This is a genomic window from Gammaproteobacteria bacterium (assembly GCA_029881255.1).
GTDB lineage: Bacteria > Pseudomonadota > Gammaproteobacteria > S012-40 > S012-40 > JAOUMY01.
The window spans coordinates 13,056-33,189 of record JAOUMY010000001.1; the positions used below are offsets into that span (position 1 = coordinate 13,056).

18 protein-coding genes are annotated in these 20,134 nt (G+C 51.6%); 5 read left to right on the top strand and 13 right to left on the bottom strand.

Annotated elements, in window-relative coordinates; translation table 11 throughout:
• Positions 1-97 precede the first annotated feature (97 nt).
• Positions 98-1,783, top strand: coding sequence for a hypothetical protein (locus OEZ43_00085; protein MDH5543954.1), 1,686 nt, complete (start codon positions 98-100; stop codon positions 1,781-1,783).
• On the opposite strand, the gene OEZ43_00090 is transcribed toward OEZ43_00085, so the two are convergent.
• The 13 genes from OEZ43_00090 to gshA form a co-directional block, all read right to left on the bottom strand.
• The gene (locus tag OEZ43_00090; protein ID MDH5543955.1) at positions 1,770-3,299 is read right to left on the bottom strand and encodes a methyl-accepting chemotaxis protein; all 1,530 of its coding nucleotides are present in this window, start codon (positions 3,297-3,299) and stop codon (positions 1,770-1,772) included. The two genes, OEZ43_00085 and OEZ43_00090, sit on opposite strands and share 14 nt — an antisense overlap.
• 159 nt (positions 3,300-3,458) lie before the next feature.
• Positions 3,459-7,103, bottom strand: a complete 3,645-nt coding sequence (locus OEZ43_00095; GenBank protein ID MDH5543956.1) for a hypothetical protein — start codon at positions 7,101-7,103, stop codon at positions 3,459-3,461.
• 218 nt (positions 7,104-7,321) lie between these two features.
• Complete coding sequence (locus OEZ43_00100) at positions 7,322-8,605, bottom strand: dihydroorotase (GenBank protein ID MDH5543957.1); 1,284 nt, start codon at positions 8,603-8,605, stop codon at positions 7,322-7,324.
• Positions 8,602-9,582 (bottom strand): aspartate carbamoyltransferase catalytic subunit, encoded by a 981-nt coding sequence (locus OEZ43_00105; GenBank protein ID MDH5543958.1) that lies wholly within the window; start codon positions 9,580-9,582, stop codon positions 8,602-8,604. The genes OEZ43_00100 and OEZ43_00105 overlap by 4 nt, the downstream gene beginning before the upstream one ends.
• 10 nt (positions 9,583-9,592) lie before the next feature.
• Complete coding sequence (pyrR, locus tag OEZ43_00110; protein ID MDH5543959.1) at positions 9,593-10,096, bottom strand: bifunctional pyr operon transcriptional regulator/uracil phosphoribosyltransferase PyrR; 504 nt, start codon at positions 10,094-10,096, stop codon at positions 9,593-9,595.
• Positions 10,089-10,517: a Holliday junction resolvase RuvX gene (gene ruvX / locus OEZ43_00115; protein MDH5543960.1), complete on the bottom strand. Its 429-nt coding sequence runs from the start codon at positions 10,515-10,517 to the stop codon at positions 10,089-10,091. Before ruvX ends, pyrR begins: the two co-directional genes overlap by 8 nt.
• Positions 10,510-11,073: a YqgE/AlgH family protein gene (locus OEZ43_00120; GenBank protein ID MDH5543961.1), complete on the bottom strand. Its 564-nt coding sequence runs from the start codon at positions 11,071-11,073 to the stop codon at positions 10,510-10,512. The genes ruvX and OEZ43_00120 overlap by 8 nt, the downstream gene beginning before the upstream one ends.
• A 114-nt stretch (positions 11,074-11,187) precedes the next feature.
• Positions 11,188-12,075: an energy transducer TonB gene (locus OEZ43_00125; GenBank protein MDH5543962.1), complete on the bottom strand. Its 888-nt coding sequence runs from the start codon at positions 12,073-12,075 to the stop codon at positions 11,188-11,190.
• A complete protein-coding gene (locus OEZ43_00130; GenBank protein ID MDH5543963.1) occupies positions 12,072-12,593 on the bottom strand; it encodes a Gx transporter family protein in 522 nt (173 codons plus the stop codon). Before OEZ43_00130 ends, OEZ43_00125 begins: the two co-directional genes overlap by 4 nt.
• A 177-nt stretch (positions 12,594-12,770) precedes the next feature.
• The gene (locus OEZ43_00135) at positions 12,771-13,136 is read right to left on the bottom strand and encodes a NusG domain II-containing protein (protein MDH5543964.1); all 366 of its coding nucleotides are present in this window, start codon (positions 13,134-13,136) and stop codon (positions 12,771-12,773) included.
• A complete protein-coding gene (locus tag OEZ43_00140) occupies positions 13,133-14,212 on the bottom strand; it encodes an FAD:protein FMN transferase (protein ID MDH5543965.1) in 1,080 nt (359 codons plus the stop codon). The genes OEZ43_00135 and OEZ43_00140 overlap by 4 nt, the downstream gene beginning before the upstream one ends.
• Complete coding sequence (gshB, locus tag OEZ43_00145) at positions 14,187-15,143, bottom strand: glutathione synthase (protein ID MDH5543966.1); 957 nt, start codon at positions 15,141-15,143, stop codon at positions 14,187-14,189. The genes OEZ43_00140 and gshB overlap by 26 nt, the downstream gene beginning before the upstream one ends.
• On the bottom strand, positions 15,143-16,429 hold the full coding sequence (gene gshA, locus OEZ43_00150) for a glutamate--cysteine ligase (protein MDH5543967.1): 1,287 nt from the start codon (positions 16,427-16,429) through the stop codon (positions 15,143-15,145). Before gshA ends, gshB begins: the two co-directional genes overlap by 1 nt.
• Before the next feature lie 311 nt (positions 16,430-16,740).
• On the opposite strand from gshA, the gene pilG reads away from it, so the two are divergent.
• From pilG to OEZ43_00170, 4 genes are read left to right on the top strand one after another with little or no spacing between them, the layout of a single operon-like run.
• Positions 16,741-17,103 carry a twitching motility response regulator PilG gene (pilG, locus tag OEZ43_00155; protein MDH5543968.1) on the top strand — a complete coding sequence of 121 codons (363 nt, stop codon included), beginning with the start codon at positions 16,741-16,743 and terminating at the stop codon, positions 17,101-17,103.
• 23 nt (positions 17,104-17,126) lie between these two features.
• Entirely contained in the window at positions 17,127-17,492 is a 366-nt protein-coding gene (locus tag OEZ43_00160; protein ID MDH5543969.1) for a response regulator, read from the top strand.
• Positions 17,492-18,037, top strand: a complete 546-nt coding sequence (locus tag OEZ43_00165) for a chemotaxis protein CheW (protein MDH5543970.1) — start codon at positions 17,492-17,494, stop codon at positions 18,035-18,037. The genes OEZ43_00160 and OEZ43_00165 overlap by 1 nt, the downstream gene beginning before the upstream one ends.
• A 13-nt stretch (positions 18,038-18,050) precedes the next feature.
• Positions 18,051-20,093 (top strand): methyl-accepting chemotaxis protein, encoded by a 2,043-nt coding sequence (locus OEZ43_00170; protein ID MDH5543971.1) that lies wholly within the window; start codon positions 18,051-18,053, stop codon positions 20,091-20,093.
• The last annotated feature ends 41 nt before the right edge of the window (positions 20,094-20,134 follow it).

The window sequence follows — 20,134 nt, forward strand, 5'->3', positions numbered from 1 at the left end:
GCTATTAACAAGGACAAAACACTTCGGTTTTTCACGACATTGTCTGCCCCTGGGCATGGTGCAATAATGGGCGCTTTCCGCACCCGAGAGAATTCTCATGTCTGTCAAAGTCTGGTCCGTGTTGTCGGGATTCATTTTTGCCACTAATTCGGCATACGCCGTCGACCAATACACGGTCACAGATCTCGGTCCGCTATTAGAGACCAACGCTAAGCTACAACAGGACGACGAACAGAAACTCAAGTTTGATATCAATAACAACGGCGTCGTGGTGGGCACTTACCGAGTCCCTACACCGGGTGGTTTCAAGGCCTTTGTTTGGGACAGCAGCAATGGCCGCCAGGATTTGAACACGGATTCCACGCGCCAGGATGAGGCGCGGGGCATAAACGATGTCGGGCAAGTCGTCGGTTGGGCCAGGGTTGGGACTAACAATGTCACAGTAATGTGGACGCAAAATCCTGATCTCAGCTGGAGCGAAACCTTTCCTGCCATCGTCGGACAAATCAGCGGCAAGGCCACAGCGATCGACAATAGCGGCAATATCGTCGGTACTTACACCGATAGCAGTAATCAAAAACACGGCTTTGTCTGGTCCAGTAGTACGAATTCACCTCACGCCCTAAGCGACAGTGTCGCCGAGCTTGCCGAAGACACGAATAATGGATTTGTTGTCGGCACCTCACTTATCGATTCAATCGACCGTGCCATATTCACCAGAGCAGTAAACGACAATATACCGTTAGGCAGTTTGAACAACAGCGGTTTTGCAAGCTACGGCACTGCACTCAACGCAAACGGCGACGTCGTCGGCGGGGGATTTACCGATGCAAATTCCTGCACGCGTTTTTGTTTTGGCGTGGCCCATGCCTATCTCTGGCAACAGGCGACGGGTATTCTAGACCTGATGCCGAACGATCCGGCTACCTCCTGGGCAAATGACATTAATGACAGCGGCCAGATCGTCGGCTGGCGTTTGCGCCTGCCTACCAGTATTGCCGTGCTATGGCAGGATAGTATCGCCATCAATCTGAATCCGATCACCGCAAACCTGGGCGATTGGCATTTGGAAAGAGCCCACGCCATAAACAACGGTGGACAGATCGTTGGTATAGGCAAGAAAAGCGGTATCTTGAGTGCTTTTGTACTGACGCCGACGGGCATCACCAGCAGTAGCGATCTGGCCGTAGCAATTCTGCCCACGCCATCCGGCAAACCACATAGACGCGCTCAGACGTCAACGCCCACAACCCGTTTCAGTATTATCAATCGCGGCCCTGACGTTGCGCCCAATATCGTTGTTAACGCCACCATACCGCAGGATATGCGTGTCGATGCGATCAATATTTCCGCTGGTAACTGCGAAATTCAAACTGACGTCCAGTGCACGCTCAACTCACTTGGCGTTGGCGAAAGCCTGACCGTTGACGTAACCCTCGGCGCAAACGTCGCCGCAGAATACGAAATCGAGATTAGCGCCAGCGGCGACAACATCGATAGCGGTCCGACGCCGAACAACTCGGCCACGCTAAAGATTAGCCTGCCGGCCAGCACGCCATCGATCACCAGTAGCGATCCTGAAACAAGTAGCGAAATCTACAGTGGAAATGACTCTGCGGAGGCAGACGCTAGCGGAACAGCGCAAAGTCCCAGTGGTGGGTTTGGGTGTGCAGCAACAAGAAACGGTGACATCGATCCATTGCTGCCATTTTTACTATTTGCAGGGCTGATTTATTTGAATACCAACTCTCGTCGACGCGAAAAAAACGCTATTCGGTCTTGAAGCGATTCACGAGATTAAGCATCTCTTCGCCCTGAGAATTAAGACGACTAAAGGCATCCTGGCTGTGCATGGCTGACGACGCAGTTTGCTCGGCGATGTCGCGTATGCTGACCACGTTCTTATTGATTTCTTCCGAAACTGAACTCTGTTCTTCTGCTGCCGACGCAATCTGGCGATTCATATCGTTGATACGTATAACCGCAGAAACAATTGCATCAAGTTTAGAACGCGCCGATTCAGTTTCCTCACGCGTATTCTGCATCTGGTTTTGACCGGCCTCCATTGCACTGACGGCGTGACGTGTTCCGCTGTGCAATTTTTCGATCATGGTCTGAATTTCACTAGTGGAATCCTGCGTACGACTGGCTAGCGTGCGTACTTCGTCAGCAACGACAGCAAAACCGCGCCCCTGCTCACCCGCGCGTGCCGCTTCGATCGCCGCATTCAATGCGAGCAGATTTGTCTGTTCGGCAATGCCTTTAATAACATCAAGCACCGCTCCAATCTGGTTGCTATCGGCTTCCAATATCTTCATCGCGTCCGAGGCACGTTGTATTTCGCGATCCAGCTCAGAAATACGTTGTGATGCGCTACCCATCGCTGAGCTGCCGTCTTTTGCAAGCTTGGCCGCTTCTTCTGCCGCATCGGCAGCATCATTGGTACTACGCGCCACTTCTTGTACCGTAGCAGCCATTTCATTTATCGCCGTGGCCGCCAGGTCAACTTCACGATGCTGACGCTTTACCCCTTCCGCTGAGCGAGTAGACATCTCAGCCGCGTTCTGCGTGACCTCAAGGACATTTTCTGCCGTCGAACGTGCATTACTAATTGTTTCAGCAATCGTGTGTATGTATTCGTTAAATCGATTGGCAAAAGCGGTATGGCCGTCAAGGCGAGGAGACAAATCCACCACCCCACCTTTCACCTGTAACATTTCAGCCAGTAAACGCAGTTGTTCGTCCTGTTGCGCTTCTTTTTGTGACTGATGCGCCAGATAGACCAGTACTGCAGTTTCAAACACCACAAATGCCGCGTGAATCATCACGATGCCAAATCCTGTGTTCTGTTCGAACACGAAAACACCAAAATCGGCAACCTGTAGATAATTAAATGCCAAGTGATGCACAGCGATGACGCCCGCCGCAACGACAACAGTCAACCAGTCACGATAGGCGAGCAGAAAAGCAAGCAGGGCAAAGATGATGAAATGGGTTTCGATCATGCCGTGGGCCTGGTGAATAGTCAGACCCGAAAACACCATAAAACTGGTGGCTATGGACACACGCATGGCCTGACTACCGGGTACCAATATACTCAAAGCTGTTGGCACCAGCGCCGCCGGCAAGCCTATCCAAAGTGCCGCATTCCAGGTGTCATGCCACGAGGCCAACGCCAGGGAATACAACATCAACACCCAGGTTACGACAACCAGCTGTCGGTCGACCCGAACCTGCGTCTTGTTCACACTCAAATGTGCCGCCATCTCGCCTGCTGACACGCTGTGACTATTTTTCACCACGGCTCAATTCCTTATTATACGAAGTAGAATACTTCTAATACCTGTCAGCAATAAGAATCGGTATTTAAAGGTATAAACTTTATTCTTTGGGCAAAAAAAAGCGTCGCATGATGCGACGCCCGGCAGAAAAGTTTTCAACCCCTGGATATCGTTAATCTAGAAAGGCAATGTCGCCGAATTGCTGACCCAGATGCTGTACTGGGTATTGGCTTGATCGACTAACATTTGCTTCCAGGCAATATAGGTTGCGCCCATGGGCGTGACCGCTATATCCGGCGCAACGGTGTATCCATTCACATTCAGTTGATTGACTACCACAGGCTGAGGCGCAGAAGCCCAGCCTATTTGTGGCGTGTAGTGTTTGGTGTAAAGAACGCTTTGGCCTGTTACATCACTTACCCATGCAGCGATTGCCTCACCGTTAGGGCGCATTAACAATGTGGGATCAGACTCGTAATTTTCATTGAGATTACCCAAGCGAGCAGCAGGCTCCCAGTTCCCCAGCATCGGACTGAAGCGACTGGAATACACGTTATAACGCGGACCACTCAATCCCTGGCTTTGCCCCTGCACCCACACAGCCATTGCTTCGCCCTGCACGTTGGAAACGATCTTCGGCTTGCCAGACAATGTGTTTGGCAGAGAAATCAGGTTTTGCCAGCCAAACGGATTGTTTGGCGCATAGGCATAGAGCCCGCTGTCATTAAACCCGACTACACCATTGATACCCGCGATTGCAAACACCTGTCCCTGACCAGTGGCAGCGATATCCAGTGAAATCGGTACCGTAACCTGGACCGGTAACTGTGGTAATGCTTTGTCCTGACTCCATCCAGTCGCCTGAGTGAAATCGTTAACATAAACATACAGAGTCATACCGCCCGAACTGTTATTTAACAACTCCTGGCGCGCGATAAAAACGCGGCCCTGAGCATCGACTACGGGTCGACTGAACTGTGCCGAGTCGCTGACTTCGAGGGTACGGGTTTCACCCCAGATGGTACCGCTACGATAGACTCGCGCATTGAGATTGATCTGATTTGGTCCAGACGGTCTGCGCCAAACCGCAGTAAGCACTTCATTATTCAACAACAGATAGTATTGACCGTCGACCGCGCCTACACGCGTTGGCGCCGTCCATGTACCTTGATTCGTGCCTTCACTGAAGAACAGCTCGCCCTGCTTGCTCCACAAGGCATAGGTGTTTCCGGTCAACTGCGATACCTGAATCTGCACCATGCTCGCATTCAACATTTCTGCGCGTGGCGCGGGCAGTTTTTCACGCCAGGCCGTGCCTTCAGAAGAATAATAGACATGGTTTTCGCCCAGCTCGTAGCGCCCGGTAAATCCGTTAAATTGCGAATGCTTCACCAGCGACAAATAGAGATTGTTATCGGTCACCTTTAGTTGTGGCCCGTGAACATAATCATTGCTGCTGTTAACTGTGGTGCTCGACCACACACTGACCGGCATCGACCAGTTACCCGTCGGCCCCGAGTTGATCGGCGTGCCACCTATCGCTGGAAACCATGCCTGTACCGTGTGGCACTGTTCGCATTGATTGGATGAAGCAATATGATTCGGACTCTTTCCTGTAGACGTTACACCGTTGTGACACTGGAAACATGAACCCAATGCCTGGTTGTGATCAAACATGATCGCGGGTATCCACATTGTTGTGGAGTGACAGGCTTCGCATACATCCGTGGTTTGTAAATGCGCGATGGATTTACCCATCGCCACAAAGTTGTTGTGACAGCTGCTACAGCTACCGATAACTTGCGAGTGATCCACGACTTGTACTGTAGGCGAACCACCAATGTGGCAACTAAAGCATTGGTTGGTCGCCGGAATATGATTGGCCGGACGAGGCGTGGTTGGCGTAATCACTCCCACAGGTGTGCCCGGTTGCGTGGTTGTCGTAAACCAGTTCAACGTGCTATGACACTGCGCGCACTGGTTCGATGACGGAATATGGAAGGCGCTCTTACCTGTTGCCAACACACCGTTATGACAGCTCTCACAGGTACCGACGACTTGTGCGTGATCGACCTTGATCGCTGGCACCCACGCCGTCGTCATGTGACAGCTGGCGCAGAAACTCGTGGTCGGCAAATGACTGACGCTCTTGAAGTGACAGGACTCACACGGACCGATGACTTGCGTGTGATCGACAATCACAGAACCGGTTTGAAAATGACAGGCGTTGCATTGATTTGTCGATGCGATATGTCCAGGTGGTTTTGGCTGTGTTGGATTGATAGGCGACGGTGTAATAATCGAACCTGGCCCACCGAGTTTGCCCGCGAAAAACATTTCGTATAACACAGCCTGCGCAGTTCGGTTGGCTTTTCTCCAGGTGATGACCGGCGAGTTGCCGCGCAGAGCAAGATCGGGCTCTTCCGCTACAACAACAGGACCGGGATAAGTGGTTACCAGTTCCGGAACATTCCAACCGGTGTTAGCCATAAAGTGCGCCGTAAACAATTCGCTGGTCTGCGGCGAGTTCTCTACCCAGGCAAGTGTCATCTCGCCGACGCTATCCACCACAGCATCAAGACTGTTTAAATAAGTAGGTATCTGATTTCCAGGCGCGGTACCGATGGGACCACGAAAAACCGGTGCGCTAACCGCTTCCGGTGGCGTCCATCCCTGCATCGGGATATAACGGCTGACATAAATAAGAGAATAGGTGTTGATATTGTCACGTTGTTCTTCCACCCACGCGACTACCGCATCACCACGCGCATTGCTTGCAAGCGCGAAGGGTTCTAATTGGGTACGATCGTTATTGAACAGATTGTCATCAATGTTCTGTCCGGTAGACCAGAAGCTTTGTTGAAAATCATAAGCGAACAAACCATCACCACTGATCGCGTCTGTCACATGCACAACCATTTGCGCCATGCCCGGCTGACCTGAAGTGACCAACTCCAAACCGGCAATGAGCTCTGAACCCAATGGCATAGGTGGACGCGCAACAATCACGTTACTCCAGCCAAACGAGGAAAGCGTCGCGCTATAAATACCGCGTGATGCGCTGATTTCTTCCTGCCATGCAAGGAGTATCTGGCCACTGGCATCCATTTGCGGACGCGTGGAACTCACGAAACTACCGTTGCGCGTCAAGGTGAACACCTGAGACCAGATATTCGATGTCTGATATCGTTTCGCCTCGATCACAAATTGATTGATTCCAGTCTCTCTCACCCACATGGCGGCTGCGCCACCCTGGGCGTTTCTGACTATCCAGGCCTGTTTGCCTTGTCCCAGCAAAACAGGTTGGCTCCAGCGTGTGACTGCGGAATAAACGCTGGCATAAATACTTTGATTCTGAACCCAGACGGCGTAAGCCTGTCCGGAAACATTGTCTGTTACGATATCAGGCAGCGTGGAAAAAGACTGTTGCAGTGGAGGGACGGGTGACTCCGGTTGCCATGCACCAAAACTACCCTTGGTTAGCACGGCGGTAACACCGCCCATGTATTGTCCGGTGAAGGGATTGAGATCGGTATGTGTGCGCCAGCGTACGAAGGTGCTGCCATTCGCACTGGTGGAAACCATCGGTCCGTGAAAAAAGCCAGTGGCGGCATTTTGCAAAGAAGCAGTTCCAATTAACTCGGGAATCGTCCACGACTCAATAGTGCGTGCCCGTATTTTTGCGCGACTTTCCAGCGAGTTGTTTTCGCTTTCTTTCTGGTTTGAATTTCCTGGTGCGACAACTTCTCCGCAACCACTGAACAAGCTGAACGCCAACAAGAAAGTCAGCACACACGCCAGAGCAGATCTGTTACTCCGCATGATTCCCCTCCACAACCCACATACTTATAAATTATTCGAACCAGACAATATTTTCCCGATCCAATACTGTCCATGCGTGGGGCCATAGTGATGGAGGTCAATGAAATCTTGCTGAACTGAAACAGTTTTTAGTCTGAAATGCAGTAACTTAGACTGTGTTATTTGACACAAGCGTGAAATGAAAATGAATAATAAGTGTATCTATTTTAAATAGCGCTTCATGCTTCGCGACGATAAACAATATTGCCGTTCAATATCGTTAAATCAACCTGTCCCAATAATTCGCGACCCACAAATGGCGAGTTCTTGCCTTCGCTTAACATGCTATTCGCCGTTAACATCCAGTAGGCATCCGCATCAAATACACAAACATCGGCGGCTTTGCCAATACCCAAGGTGCCTACATCAACACCGATAACACCCGCAGGCTTGTGCGTAACAAAGGCGATTGCTTCCGATAGCGTCAATACTTTTTCGTCCACCAGTTTCAGCATCAATGGCAATAGCGTTTCAATCGACGAAATTCCCGCAGCAGTTTCCGCCAGTGGCCCGGTTTTACTATCAAAGTCATGTGGTTGATGATCTGAACACACGGCAGACAAGACGCCATCGGCTAATCCTTTACGCAAACCATCACGATCACGCGCACTGCGTAGCGGTGGCATAACATGATAATTGCTGTCGAATCCGCCAACATCAATATCGAGTAAATGCAATTGATGTGCGGCAACATCGGCAGTCACTGGCAAACCATCGAATGTCGCGCGTGCAACCATGCGTACGGCATTTGCCGATGAAAGTCGACAGAAGTGCACACGCGCGCCTGTCAATTCAACTAATGCAAGATCACGCGAAACAGCGATAGTTTCAGCAATTTCAGGAATTCCAATCAAACCCAAACGCGTCGCCACCGGCCCTTCATGTGCAAATCCATTTCCTGTCAACCAGGGATCAGAGGGCTGTATAAATACGGTAATATCGTGACTGCTCGCATATTCCAGTGCACGCCGCATTACCAGCGTATTTTTGATTGTGCGATTGGCATTGCTCACGCCCACGCATCCCGCCTCTTTTATCGCGGCCATTTCACTGATTTGCGCACCTTCCAGATTTTTACTCAGGGCGCCAAGACAAAACACTCGCGCATAACCAGCCTGACGCGCACGCTGAGTAATGGATTCGACAACCGAAGGTGTGTCGATAACCGGATTGGTATCCGGAGGACAACACAATGTGGTCACTCCACTGCGTGCGGCAGCGAAAGTTTCGCTTTCGATAGTCGCTTTGTATTCGTATCCGGGTTCGCGCAAGGCGACGGCTAAATCCACCAGACCGGGGCAAACAATTTTTCCCTTCGCATCAACAGTTTCGTCTGCATGAAAACCTTCGGGTGCATTACCTATCGCAAGAATTTTTCCATCGGCGATAAAAACATCCGCCTGCTTATCCACCTTGTTTGCCGGATCAATTACCCGGCCAGCGCTGATACGAATCTTACTCACGAACCCTCCCGTGTTGCGCTGTAACTTCCCATGCACATCGACATCACTGCCATGCGTACGGCAATTCCGTTAGTCACCTGTTCGAGGATAACGGATCGTTCTCCGTCAGCGACCTCGGAGGCAATCTCAACTCCGCGATTTATCGGCCCGGGATGCATGACGATGGCTTCCGGTTTGGCGCATTGCAATCGTTCATTGGTCAAACCATATTGTTGAAAAAATTCTTTTTCACTCGGGATAAACGCGCCTTGCATACGTTCTTTCTGCAAGCGCAACATGATGATGGCATCCACACCCTCAAGCCCGCGACAAACATTGTGATAGACATGCACGCCCATGTCTTCGATACCCGCAGGAATCAATGTCTTTGGTGCAATAACGCGAACTTCGTCGACACCGAGCGTGGTCAGCGCATGTATTTGCGAACGCGCTACGCGTGAATGCAAAATATCGCCGACGATGGCCACTTTGAGGCGCGCAAATTCGCCGAAGTGACGGCGCAAGGTAAACATATCGAGCATCGCCTGCGTAGGGTGCGCGTGATGTCCATCACCGGCGTTAATTACGCTGATATGTTCAGGTGCATGACGCGCAATAAAATGCGCCGCGCCACTTTGCGCATGTCGCACTACAAACATATCGCACTGCATGGCTTCGAGATTGCGTAAGGTATCGAGTAGCGACTCGCCTTTGCTTGTCGCGGATACGCTGATATTAAAATTCAACACATCGGCGGTAAGGCGTTTGGCCGCCAGTTCAAATGTGGTGCGCGTGCGCGTGCTGTTTTCAAAAAAGAGATTTACAATGGTTTTACCGCGCAGGATCGGCACCTTTTTCACCGCCTGTTGGCCGACGCTACTAAATGTTTCGGCGGTGTCGAGTATATCGACCAGTATCTTGCGTGGCAGGCCTTCGATGCTGATGAAATGTTTGAGCTGCTTATCTGCCGTCAGTTGTATATTGTCGCGATAACCCATACCGGTTTTCCTAAACTGAAATAATACTCAACTCCAGAGGATCGGCTCCGCTGAGCTTGAGTTGTTGACCTTCTGCAAGCTCGACCGTCGTCGCGGCGAAATCCGCCTGTATCGGCAACTCGCGCCCGCCTCTGTCGACCAGCACCGCCAGCTTCACGCTGTTCGGCCGCCCATAATCAAAAATCTCATTTAATGCCGCGCGTATCGTACGCCCGGTATACAGAACATCGTCAACCAGTATGATATCCCTGCCTTCCACATTGAGCGGGATTTGCGAGGGCTTTACCTGGGGATGCACACCGATACGAGTAAAGTCATCGCGATAAAAAGAAATGTTCAGCGTTCCCATAGGCGAACGACAAGCCAGTTTTTGATGCAGTTTCTCTGCTATCCATGCGCCCCCGGTATGTATGCCGATGATTACCGGCTCGTCGATGGCCTGGGCGCCAAGATAGGTCTTTACCTTTTCTGCCAGCGCATCGATGAGCGCGTCCACATCATAGTGATTAGTCATTGTTCCTTTTATATTCCTCTAACCAGGATTCCAGGATGAGCGCGGCGGATACGCTATCTACGCCATGCTCCTGTCCAACACCTGTTTGTTGCAGGGTTTCTGCTTCGAATGAACTCAGGCGTTCATCCACTTGGTAAACCGGTAAATGATACCTGCCATTCAGGCGATTGCCAAAGCGTTGTGCAGCTTGCGTTATCTCATGTGGGCTGCCATCCATAGACAGCGGTCGACCAACGATCAAGGCCTGGGGATTCCATTCTTCGATGACACGACTGACTTCTTCCCAGCGTGGCGCACCGTTCTGCGCCTTTAACACGCACAGAGGGCGTGCAGTTGCCGTCACGGTCTGTCCAACCGCAATGCCAATACGTTTCATTCCAAAATCAAAGCCGAGAACTGTTTTGATGACGGGTTCAGGCATGCCCAACGTCGTTGGATAAAAGATTGAGATCCACGCCTACGGAACGGGCGGCCTCTTCCCAGCGCTTTTCATGTGGTGTGTCGAAGATGATGTCGGCTAGCGCCGGAACACTCAACCAGGTGTTGGCGGCCATTTCCGTTTCTAGCTGTCCTGGGCCCCAACCCGCATATCCCAAAGCAACCAGCATACGATCAGGGCCTTCCCCGCGACCGATCGCCTCAAGTATGTCACGCGAAGACGATACGCCAATTTCTTCCGTCACTTCCATGGTCGCATTCCACTCACCAATCGGCGTGTGAATAACAAAACCGCGCTCGGTTTCCACCGGCCCACCCTGCATCACGATTTGATCCGCAATTTCCTGGCTTGGCCACGCAAAACCCAGTTGACTCAACACCTCGCCAACAGAAACAGACATGGGTCGATTTATTACCAGCCCCATCGCGCCTTCATCATTGTGTTCACAAATATAGGCAACGCTATGAAAAAAATTGGGATCGTTCAAGGCTGGCATGGCGATGAGGAAGTGGCCCGTCAGGTAGTGGGATTCAGTCATATCGATAATTTCACTTTGTGAATGGTGATCTCGCCATCTGGTCTGGCGCATTATACACATACGTTAGACATAACGTACAAAACTGTTGGTGCATATCATTCGTTTTGTGCAGCGTTAACGCGCCTGCACGCCGCTACTTAAAAACTTCCAGGTTCGAATGATATGTAATACATCGGCCTCTTTCTTAATGTCTTCACTAAATGGCGCGTAAGGCGCGGCCAGGTGCACTATCGACAATGCGGCATCGTCCAGCATTTTGTGTCCAGAGCTACGCAATATTTCGACGCGACGTATAGTGCCGTCATCATTCAGCGTGACATCCATAGTAACGCTGCCACTAAGCTTGCGGCGTCTTGCCTCGGCGGGATAATGAAGATTGCCAACCTTTTCCACTTTGCGACGCCAGGCATCCATATAGGCCGCATATTGATATTCCTTGGTGCCTGCCGTTACCACCTTATTGCGCGGTCGTTTGGCGTAGATTTCCACTGCATTGGAAATCTCCGCTTCAAGACTGGCGATGTCCATGCTTTGACTGATCAGCTCAGCAGCGGTAACTCGCTTGCCCTCTTTTTTTTCTTCGAGTTTTTCATCGGTGGCGATGGTTTTCTTTGCTGTATCCTGAGTGAGCAATTCTGTCTGCGAAACCGGTTCGCTCGGCGGAGGAATAAAGACCGGCGGCGACGGATTGGTAACATTCAAGGTTTCGCTCGGCGCCATGGAAGGAAACAGCGTTTCCGGCTTGACTTGATCTTCGCTGGTGCCTCCGCCTTCCTGGTTACTCTGTGCCAGATAGGCCGCGTTTTCTACGGGTTTACTGGTGCGGGTATTTACGAGGGTAACTTCCAGGGCCTGCGGCAATTGGCTTTTTTCCGTTTCACCCAGGCCAAATCCGATGAAAAGTATCACGAAGGCGTGCACGACAAGGGCAATAACCAGCGAAATCGCAAAGCGATCGCTGATATTGATAAACAACACCTGGGATGACAGGCCATTGTTCATGTCTTTGCCTCGTTACTCAGTCGTTTTAACAGATTGAATGAAACCAGCCCGGTCACCACGCCAAACACCACTGCCATTAACAGCAACGGTGGGTATAAAGTAAACACACCGGCATGGGGAATAAACAGCCAATATGCCAGCAAGAATTGGCCCGTAATATGTGACATCGCGGCCAGCACCGCCGTTCCCAAAGGCCCCAGCCCACACGACTTTAAGGGCTGCAACAGAAATAACATCAGCAAGGTTGCGATGCTTCCCGCCAGGCTTAAAGCGAAAGTGGGAGTCAGAAAAGTCCCCAGCAGCAGGCTACCGACAAATACCCGTAACAAGCTCACCCACACGGCCGCACGAAAGCCGTACAGAAAATACACCGCGATGGTGATGACATTCGCCAATCCGGGTTTGACGCCGGGAAGCGGGCTGGGCAAGGCACTCTCCAGCACATGGATGGCGATCGCCAGTGCTGCCAGACGCGCTATGCGAATATCTTCTGCTGTCGGTGTTAATGTCAGTTGCATCTTGGCTCGTTATCGTCAAACACGGCTTTGAAAATCGACTTCACTTTATCGCTCGCCTAAAAAAACGTTGGCCGTCAATGTAGGCGGAGCGATAACAGACAGGTATGGCTTGGTTATCGGCAGCATTAACGGGTCTTTTTTGCGGCGCTTGCTGGCAAGTAGCCTCAATACCAGAAACTAGAAATTAATTGCGTCATATTGTTGGTTACCGACGAGGCGCAAACTTATGCCATTAGGTATACACACCGCCATCTGCCCCGCTCGCTCAAGCCAACCCGCGAGTACACACACTTGCTTGTTACACGATGACCGAAGGAAACGTGTTCGCCCATCCTCAATCACAATTTCGCTCGAACCATGGCGGGTTTCCACATGGATATGCCTGTCCTGCAATAGTGAGTAGCGCCGCACCTCACCGGGGCTGCGCACTTCCACATATTGCGCCACGCCGTCACCGCGCCCCTGCCAAAACCAGGCAAACGACACGACACAGGCCCCGACCGCCATCAACACAATCAGCTTGTCGAGAATACCGATTTTCACTCGTCGTTTATTACCTGTATGTTTTCATCCGCGACATCGTAAAACTGGACGCGTTTACGCAAGGCCCGGGTGATAATTACCTTGCCCTGTTGATCAATTAGCATCGCCTGTTCGACACCCATGTTTTTGGCAATACGCTGCCAGTGTTCAATGCCTGCGACAAACAGCGCTGTCGCCGCAGCGTCTGCAACCGCAGCATTCATATTAACCACCGTTACCGATTGAAAATCCGTCGCTGGCATGCCGGTAAAGGGATTCAGTATGTGGTGATAACGCTTGCCTTCTTGCTCAAAAAAGCGTTCGTAATCGCCAGATGTAAACACACTTTCGTCGCCTTGAATCGCAATACTGGCAACAATACCCTTATTGCGCGGATGTCGTATGCCGATATTCCAGGGCTTACCGCCTTTGGAACCAATGGCACGCAAATCACCGCCGGCATTGACGATGACATCGTTGACGCCAATCTTTCTTAATTCCTCAATCACGCGATCAATACCGTAGCCTTTGGCAAAGCCGCCAAAATCAAATTTTACCGCTGAATTCTTGCCACGCAGCGTCAATTGATCCAGGTCGAAGCCTTCCATCGTCGGACGGGAATCCAGCCATTGTTGCAATACCGCTTTGTCAGGTGGCCGCATATCTTTGATCTCTTCCATGCGATCAAATCCCCACAGCTGCACTAGCTTGCCAATTGCGGGATTAAAATAACCTTCACTCCGCGACGACAGTTCTTTGCCTTTGATAATGAGGGGAAGCACCGATGGCGCGACGGAAAACGGTGCCCCGGTTTCCAGCAAACTGTTCACCCGCGCCAACGGCCCTTCTTCATAGGGATGCCAGGCGCGGTGCAAATAGGTGAAATCTTCTTCGACTTTCTGGAGCGCAAGTTCGGCCAGTTTTTCATTATCGGTGTAATGGGAGACTTCGATGACAGTGCCAAAGGCAAAGATCTGGTGACTGTGAACGCGGGCGTCATTGCCCAGAGAACAGGAGACCAGCAAGGGTATGCTGAACAACAGACTCAGCCACCGAGAGTGATGCGACTTTTCAGGCGAGCCTTCGTTCAATGGCATCCATTAAATCTCCCGCGATATCGAGATGATATTGCGCATCCAGTTCACGGATGCAGGTTGGACTGGTGACATTGATCTCGGTGAGGTAATCACCAATCACATCCAGACCAACAAACATCAAACCCTTTTCCACCAGCGTTGGCGCGACCTGTTCCACGATCCAGTAATCTCTTTCACTCAAAGGCACACCCACACCGGTACCACCTGCCGCCAGATTGCCACGGGTTTCACCCGATTTCGGGATTCGTGCCAGAGCATAATCCACTGGTTTGCCATCCACTACCAGAATACGCTTGTCGCCTTTGACGATTTCGGGAATAAAACGCTGCGCCATCACGTATTCGCTTTCCATATGGGTAATAGTTTCGAGTATCACACCGAGATTTGGATCGCGTTCGGATACACGAAATATCGATGCACCACCCATCAGGCCGAGCGGTTTCACGATTACGTCCTGCTGCTCACTGACGAAGGCGCGTAAATCTTCTCGCGAACGGCTGACCAGCGTCGGCACACAACATTGCGGAAACCAGGCGGTATAGAGTTTTTCATTGGCATCGCGCAGGCTCTGGGGTTTATTGACCACCAGCACGCCTTTTTGCTCCGCCATTTCCAACATGTAAGTCGAGTACACATACTCCATATCGAAGGGCGGGTCTTTGCGCATCAGGATGACGTCCATTTTCTCGTCGATCGGGCCGTCACCGCTAGCGCCATATTGAAACCACTTGTCCTTGTCGTCCTGCACAGTGATTTCGCGCCAACGGGCAAAGGCGCGACCATCACGCAAGCGTAAATCATTTTGTTGCATGTAAAGCAACTGCCAGCCGCGACGTTGCGCCGCCAGCATCATGGCAAACGTACTGTCTTTGGCGATCTTAATTTTTTCGATGGGGTCCATCACCACCCCAACACGAACGGGCTTGTTCATCACCGAGGGCTTCCTGCAATTTCTCGCGCCGCTGCCAATAATGCCAGGCGCGCCACCACACCATAGGCATAAAAACGATTGGGCGCCGCATCCGGAGACTGAGAGCAATCCGGTACGTTCAAAGGTTCGGCAAATGCCAGTGGTTCGAAATGCATTCCCGGTGAATTGAGATTTTCATTGACGCCTTTGGCGGTGTGTACACGATAAAAGCCGCCAACAACATATTGGTCTATCATATACACCACGGGTTCGGCCACCGCTTCGGCCCAGGTTTCAAAGGTGTAAACACCTTCCTGCACCAGTACTTTGGTAATGGCCTGACCTTCTTTGGCCGTTGTCATTTTCTGACGTTGCTTGCGGTTAAGCTCAGAGATCTGCGCCGGATCAGTCACGGTCATAATGCCCATGCCATAGGTGCCGGCGTCGGCCTTGACGATGACGAAGGGATCGCGATCCACGCCATAGGCCTCATACTTGCGACGTATATCATTGAGCAATGCCTCGACATTTTTCTCGACACACTCCTCGCCCTCGCGCTTCTTGAAATTGATTTCGCCACACTTGCGAAACAAGGGGTCGACCAGCCACGGATCGAGATCGACGATGTCGGCAAACTCGCGCGCCACGCGGCGGTATTCAGCGAAGTGTTCTGATTTGAGGCGATTACTCCAGCCCAGACTCAAGGGCGGTATCACCTTTTGCTCCAGACCTTCAAGCATGGGCGGTCGTCCGCCACTAAGATCGTTATTGAGCAGTATCGAACAGGGGTTAAAATCTCCGGCGTGGATACGATTTCCTTTGCGCTCTATCGGTTCCAGCGTCAGGGTATTACCCGATGGTAATTCGAAAGTTGTGGTCTCGGTAATCTCAGGATTTAGCGTTCCCACTCTGACGGTAAAACCGGCCCTGGCGATGATCTCGCGCAGATTCGACAGGCTTTCCAGATAAAACTGATTGCGGGTGTGACTTTCGGGGATGATCAATACCCCGGCCGCATCGGGACAAACCTTTTCTACAGCGTGCTGCACTGCCTGTATACACAGCGGCATGAACGATGGATTGAGATTATTAAACCCTGCTGGAAAGAGGTTGGTATCTACCGGCGCAAGCTTGAAACCCGCGTTTCTCAGGTCAACCGAGGCATAAAAAGGTGCTGGCGTCTTGCGCCATTCACTGCGTAACCAGGTCTCGATTTTCGCCTGTTTATCAATCAGGTGCGTCTCCAATTCAAGGAGAGGTCCGGTTAATGCCGTAGTCAAATGGGGGACAGGACTGTTTTGTGACATAGCTTAAGGATTTCACTCGCTGGACGATAAATTGGTTGTATTATCACACAGTTAGTCTCGAACTCAGAAAGAGCTACTATGTGGGACTCTGGCCTAGCTGAACGAACGTGCTACCGTGGCCGCGATTGTAGTTGATTTATCGGCCGCGGAGTACATTAATACCAGGCTATCCAGTATACTTGGGAAGCTTCGTGTTTTTTCAATGACTATAGATGGGTCAGCGGTCAAATAATTACAAACCACCATAGAGGTATATACACGTGGAAGCGTATAAATCTGCCGGGGAGGCAAATAACGAAAAACTGAAAGTCATGGTGATCGACGATAGTAAGACGATACGCCGTACTGCAGAAACCCTGTTATCCAAGGCAGGTTTCGAAGTGATCACCGCTAACGACGGTTTCGAAGCCCTGGCCAAAGTTGTTGATAATCAGCCTGACATTATTTTCATGGATATTATGATGCCGCGTCTCGATGGCTATCAGACTTGTGCGCTGATCAAAAACAACGATGCGTTCAAGGACACGCCCGTCATTATGCTTTCCAGTAAAGACGGACTATTTGACCGCGCCCGCGGTCGTATCGTCGGTTCCGACAACTACATCACCAAGCCGTTTTCTAAGGAAGAGTTGTTAACCGCCGTACACGAATATGCACCCGCCAAAGGCGGCTGATTTTCACAACCTCGGTCACCTATATGGCCATTATTCTTCTTGTTGATGATTCGAATACGGAAATACATGTGTTCAGTCGCATGCTGGAAAAGCACGGACACACCGTACTCATTGCAAAGAATGGCCACGAGGCCCTGACTGTCGCCGCACAATACCTTCCCGACCTGATACTGATGGACATCGTCATGCCGGAGATGGATGGATTTCAGGCCACGCGCCGACTACGCGGCCAAGCGTCAACGGCCCATATCCCTATCGCTATGCTTAGCGCCAAAGACCAGCAAACCGACCACATCTGGGCCGAACGCCAGGGGGCGCAGGCCTATATCGTCAAACCTGTGGAGGAACAGGTCTTAATCGCCGAAATCGAGCGCCTGTTGAATTCCTGATGGCTGGCCCTATCCTCAACCCCCTGCAATTACTAAAGGAAATAGACTTGCGCTGCCGCCGCTTTCTGAAGCAGACGACCACGGGTCAGGCGCGCCAGGCAAGCCTGCTGGCTATTCATGTCGGAGACTACAATCTCTGCATCGAAAGTCGTTTTATCGAAGAGATCCTGTCCTTTAGTCGCCAGACCCGGCTGTCCGCCATTCCGAACGCCAAACCCTGGCATAAAGGCTTGACCAGCATCCGCGGCCAACTCCTGAACGTCATTGATCTCAAAACCTATCTGCTCGAAAAAACTACAGAAATCTCCCCTGGAACCCGACTCATATTGATACGCACCGGGGATTTCCGTAGTGGCATTATTGTCGATAGCGCCCAGGGCTTATTCCCGGCAACCGAAACCAGCCAAAACGGGAATATCGCGCTGTCGCCTACTTTAAAGGACATCTGCCGCGCGACTATGACTATAGAAGGGCAATTGTGGATGCAACTAGATATCGAACGACTTTTCTCTGATCCCTATTTTGTCCAGGCTACCCAGGGATAAATAGCAGGGGTCTATGTACGCGCAACGTCTGCCTCAGACCACGTTTTCCAGACTACCCGTGCCCTTGTTGGCAGGATTGTCTGTGAGCGTATTAATCATGGCGTTGATTTTTTCCTATACCGCTTCGCAGGCCACCAACTACATCCACTACGCCAACCTCACCAAAGAATTGCAGACGCTGACGCTGCAAATGTTGCGTTCCAGCACCGACGCCAGCAAGGGTAAGAGCAGTGCATTTACCTTTTTGCAGGATGCCCACGATCGCTTTCAGCAAAACCTGGATTTACTGCAAAAAGGCAGTAGCAACCTCCCCCCCTCGCCGATGGAAGTACAGCCATCGCTGCAGGCGATGTATGTTTTATGGCTGGAGTTTTCCGGCCAGGCGCGACAGATTCAGCGTTCCGAAGGCACTATTCGCCTGCTGAATGAGTTTGTCACCGCAGTAAATGACGTGATTCCCGGCCTCAATGAACACTCGGAAATCGCAGCCCAGGGTCTGATTAACAAGGGCGCGCAAAAACGCCAGATCTATCTCGCCAGTCGCCAGCTGATGTTGGGCCAGCGCATCGCCACCAATATCAACCGCCTGTTGAGTGGTGTCCAGTTCGCGGAACCGAGCGCCATGCGCCTGGAGTCTGACACCCGGGAATATGGCGACGTTCTCCTCGGCCTGTTGTCAGGCAACAAACAGCTTGGGCTGGAGCAGGTGCGTGACACGGGTATTCGACAGGAGCTGGACCAACTGCTGCAGATTTACGAAGCCATCCAGGTGCTGGTGCAACGTATCATGGAGAAAGCGCCGGAGCTGTTTAAAATCCAACAGGCGCAGAGTGATCTGGCCTCTCAGTCGGAGGCGATTGCCGCCCACATTGGCGTCATTGATGGGCAATACCAAACCTTGCAACAACAGCTGGGGTCAATGCGGCTCGGTGGATTCGCCATGGGTATGGTCAGCATGGTCTTCCTCGCCATGTTAATCCTGCGCCTCAATTCCGGCACCAAGGAGCAACTCCTCCGTGAAGAACACAAGAATCGTCGGGTACAAAACGCCATCCTCAAACTACTGGATGAAATTGCGCCGGTCGCCGAGGGTGATTTGCGTGCCCACGCCACGGTAAGTGAGGAGGTTACCGGCGCGATTGCCGACGCCATCAACTTTACTATCGAGGCGCTGCGTGAGCTGGTCACCACCATCAATCTGATGGCTGCCGAGGTCGAAAGCAGCGCCGACGACACCCAGCTAATGGCCCTGCAACTGAATCGCGCCAATGATCTGCAAACACAACAGATCGACCAGGTTAACATCCATATCCACACCATAGGCGACAAGATCGACCAGGTTACCACCAGCGCCAGTGATACGGTAACGATCGCCCGGCAAACCATGCAATCGGTGGAAGTCGGTAGCCAGGCAGTGCAGGAAACCATCAAGGGTATGCACATCATCGTCGACGATATCCGTGAAAGCTCGATCCGTATCAAGCGACTGGGTGAGACCTCACAGGAGATCGGTGACATCGTGGAATTGATTAATGACATCGCCGAACAGACCAATATCCTGGCCTTGAACGCCGCGATCAAGGCATCAAACTCCGGCGACGGCGGGGTGGCGTTTGCCGGGGTTGCCGATGAAGTCCAGCAACTGGCCGACCGTGTCACCCAGGCAACCGGAAAAATCGAGTCTCTCGTACGGAATATTCAACAGGATACCGCCAAGGCGGTGGAGGCCATGGAACAAAGTACCGGCGACGTTATCTACGGTGCCAAGTTAGCGGAAACTGCCGGTGATGCCCTGTCACAGATGCAAACTGTGTCTGCACATCTGGCGAATTTCATTCATAATGTCGCTCAAGCTGCAACCGAGCTTAGGCAACTCTCGCAACAGACCCGCGAAAGCATGGAAATGATCAAGCAGGTCACCCGCCAAACCCAGGCCGGTACACGGGAAACCGCCCGTATGGCGGCGGATCTGGCGAACAAAGCCGCGGAACAAAACCGTCGTCTTCAGGCATTTACCTTACCGGATGACGGAAATCAGGACAGGGAAGGGGCTTAAGCAATTGAATGTTAATCTTAAAATAATATGTAAAGGGTTAA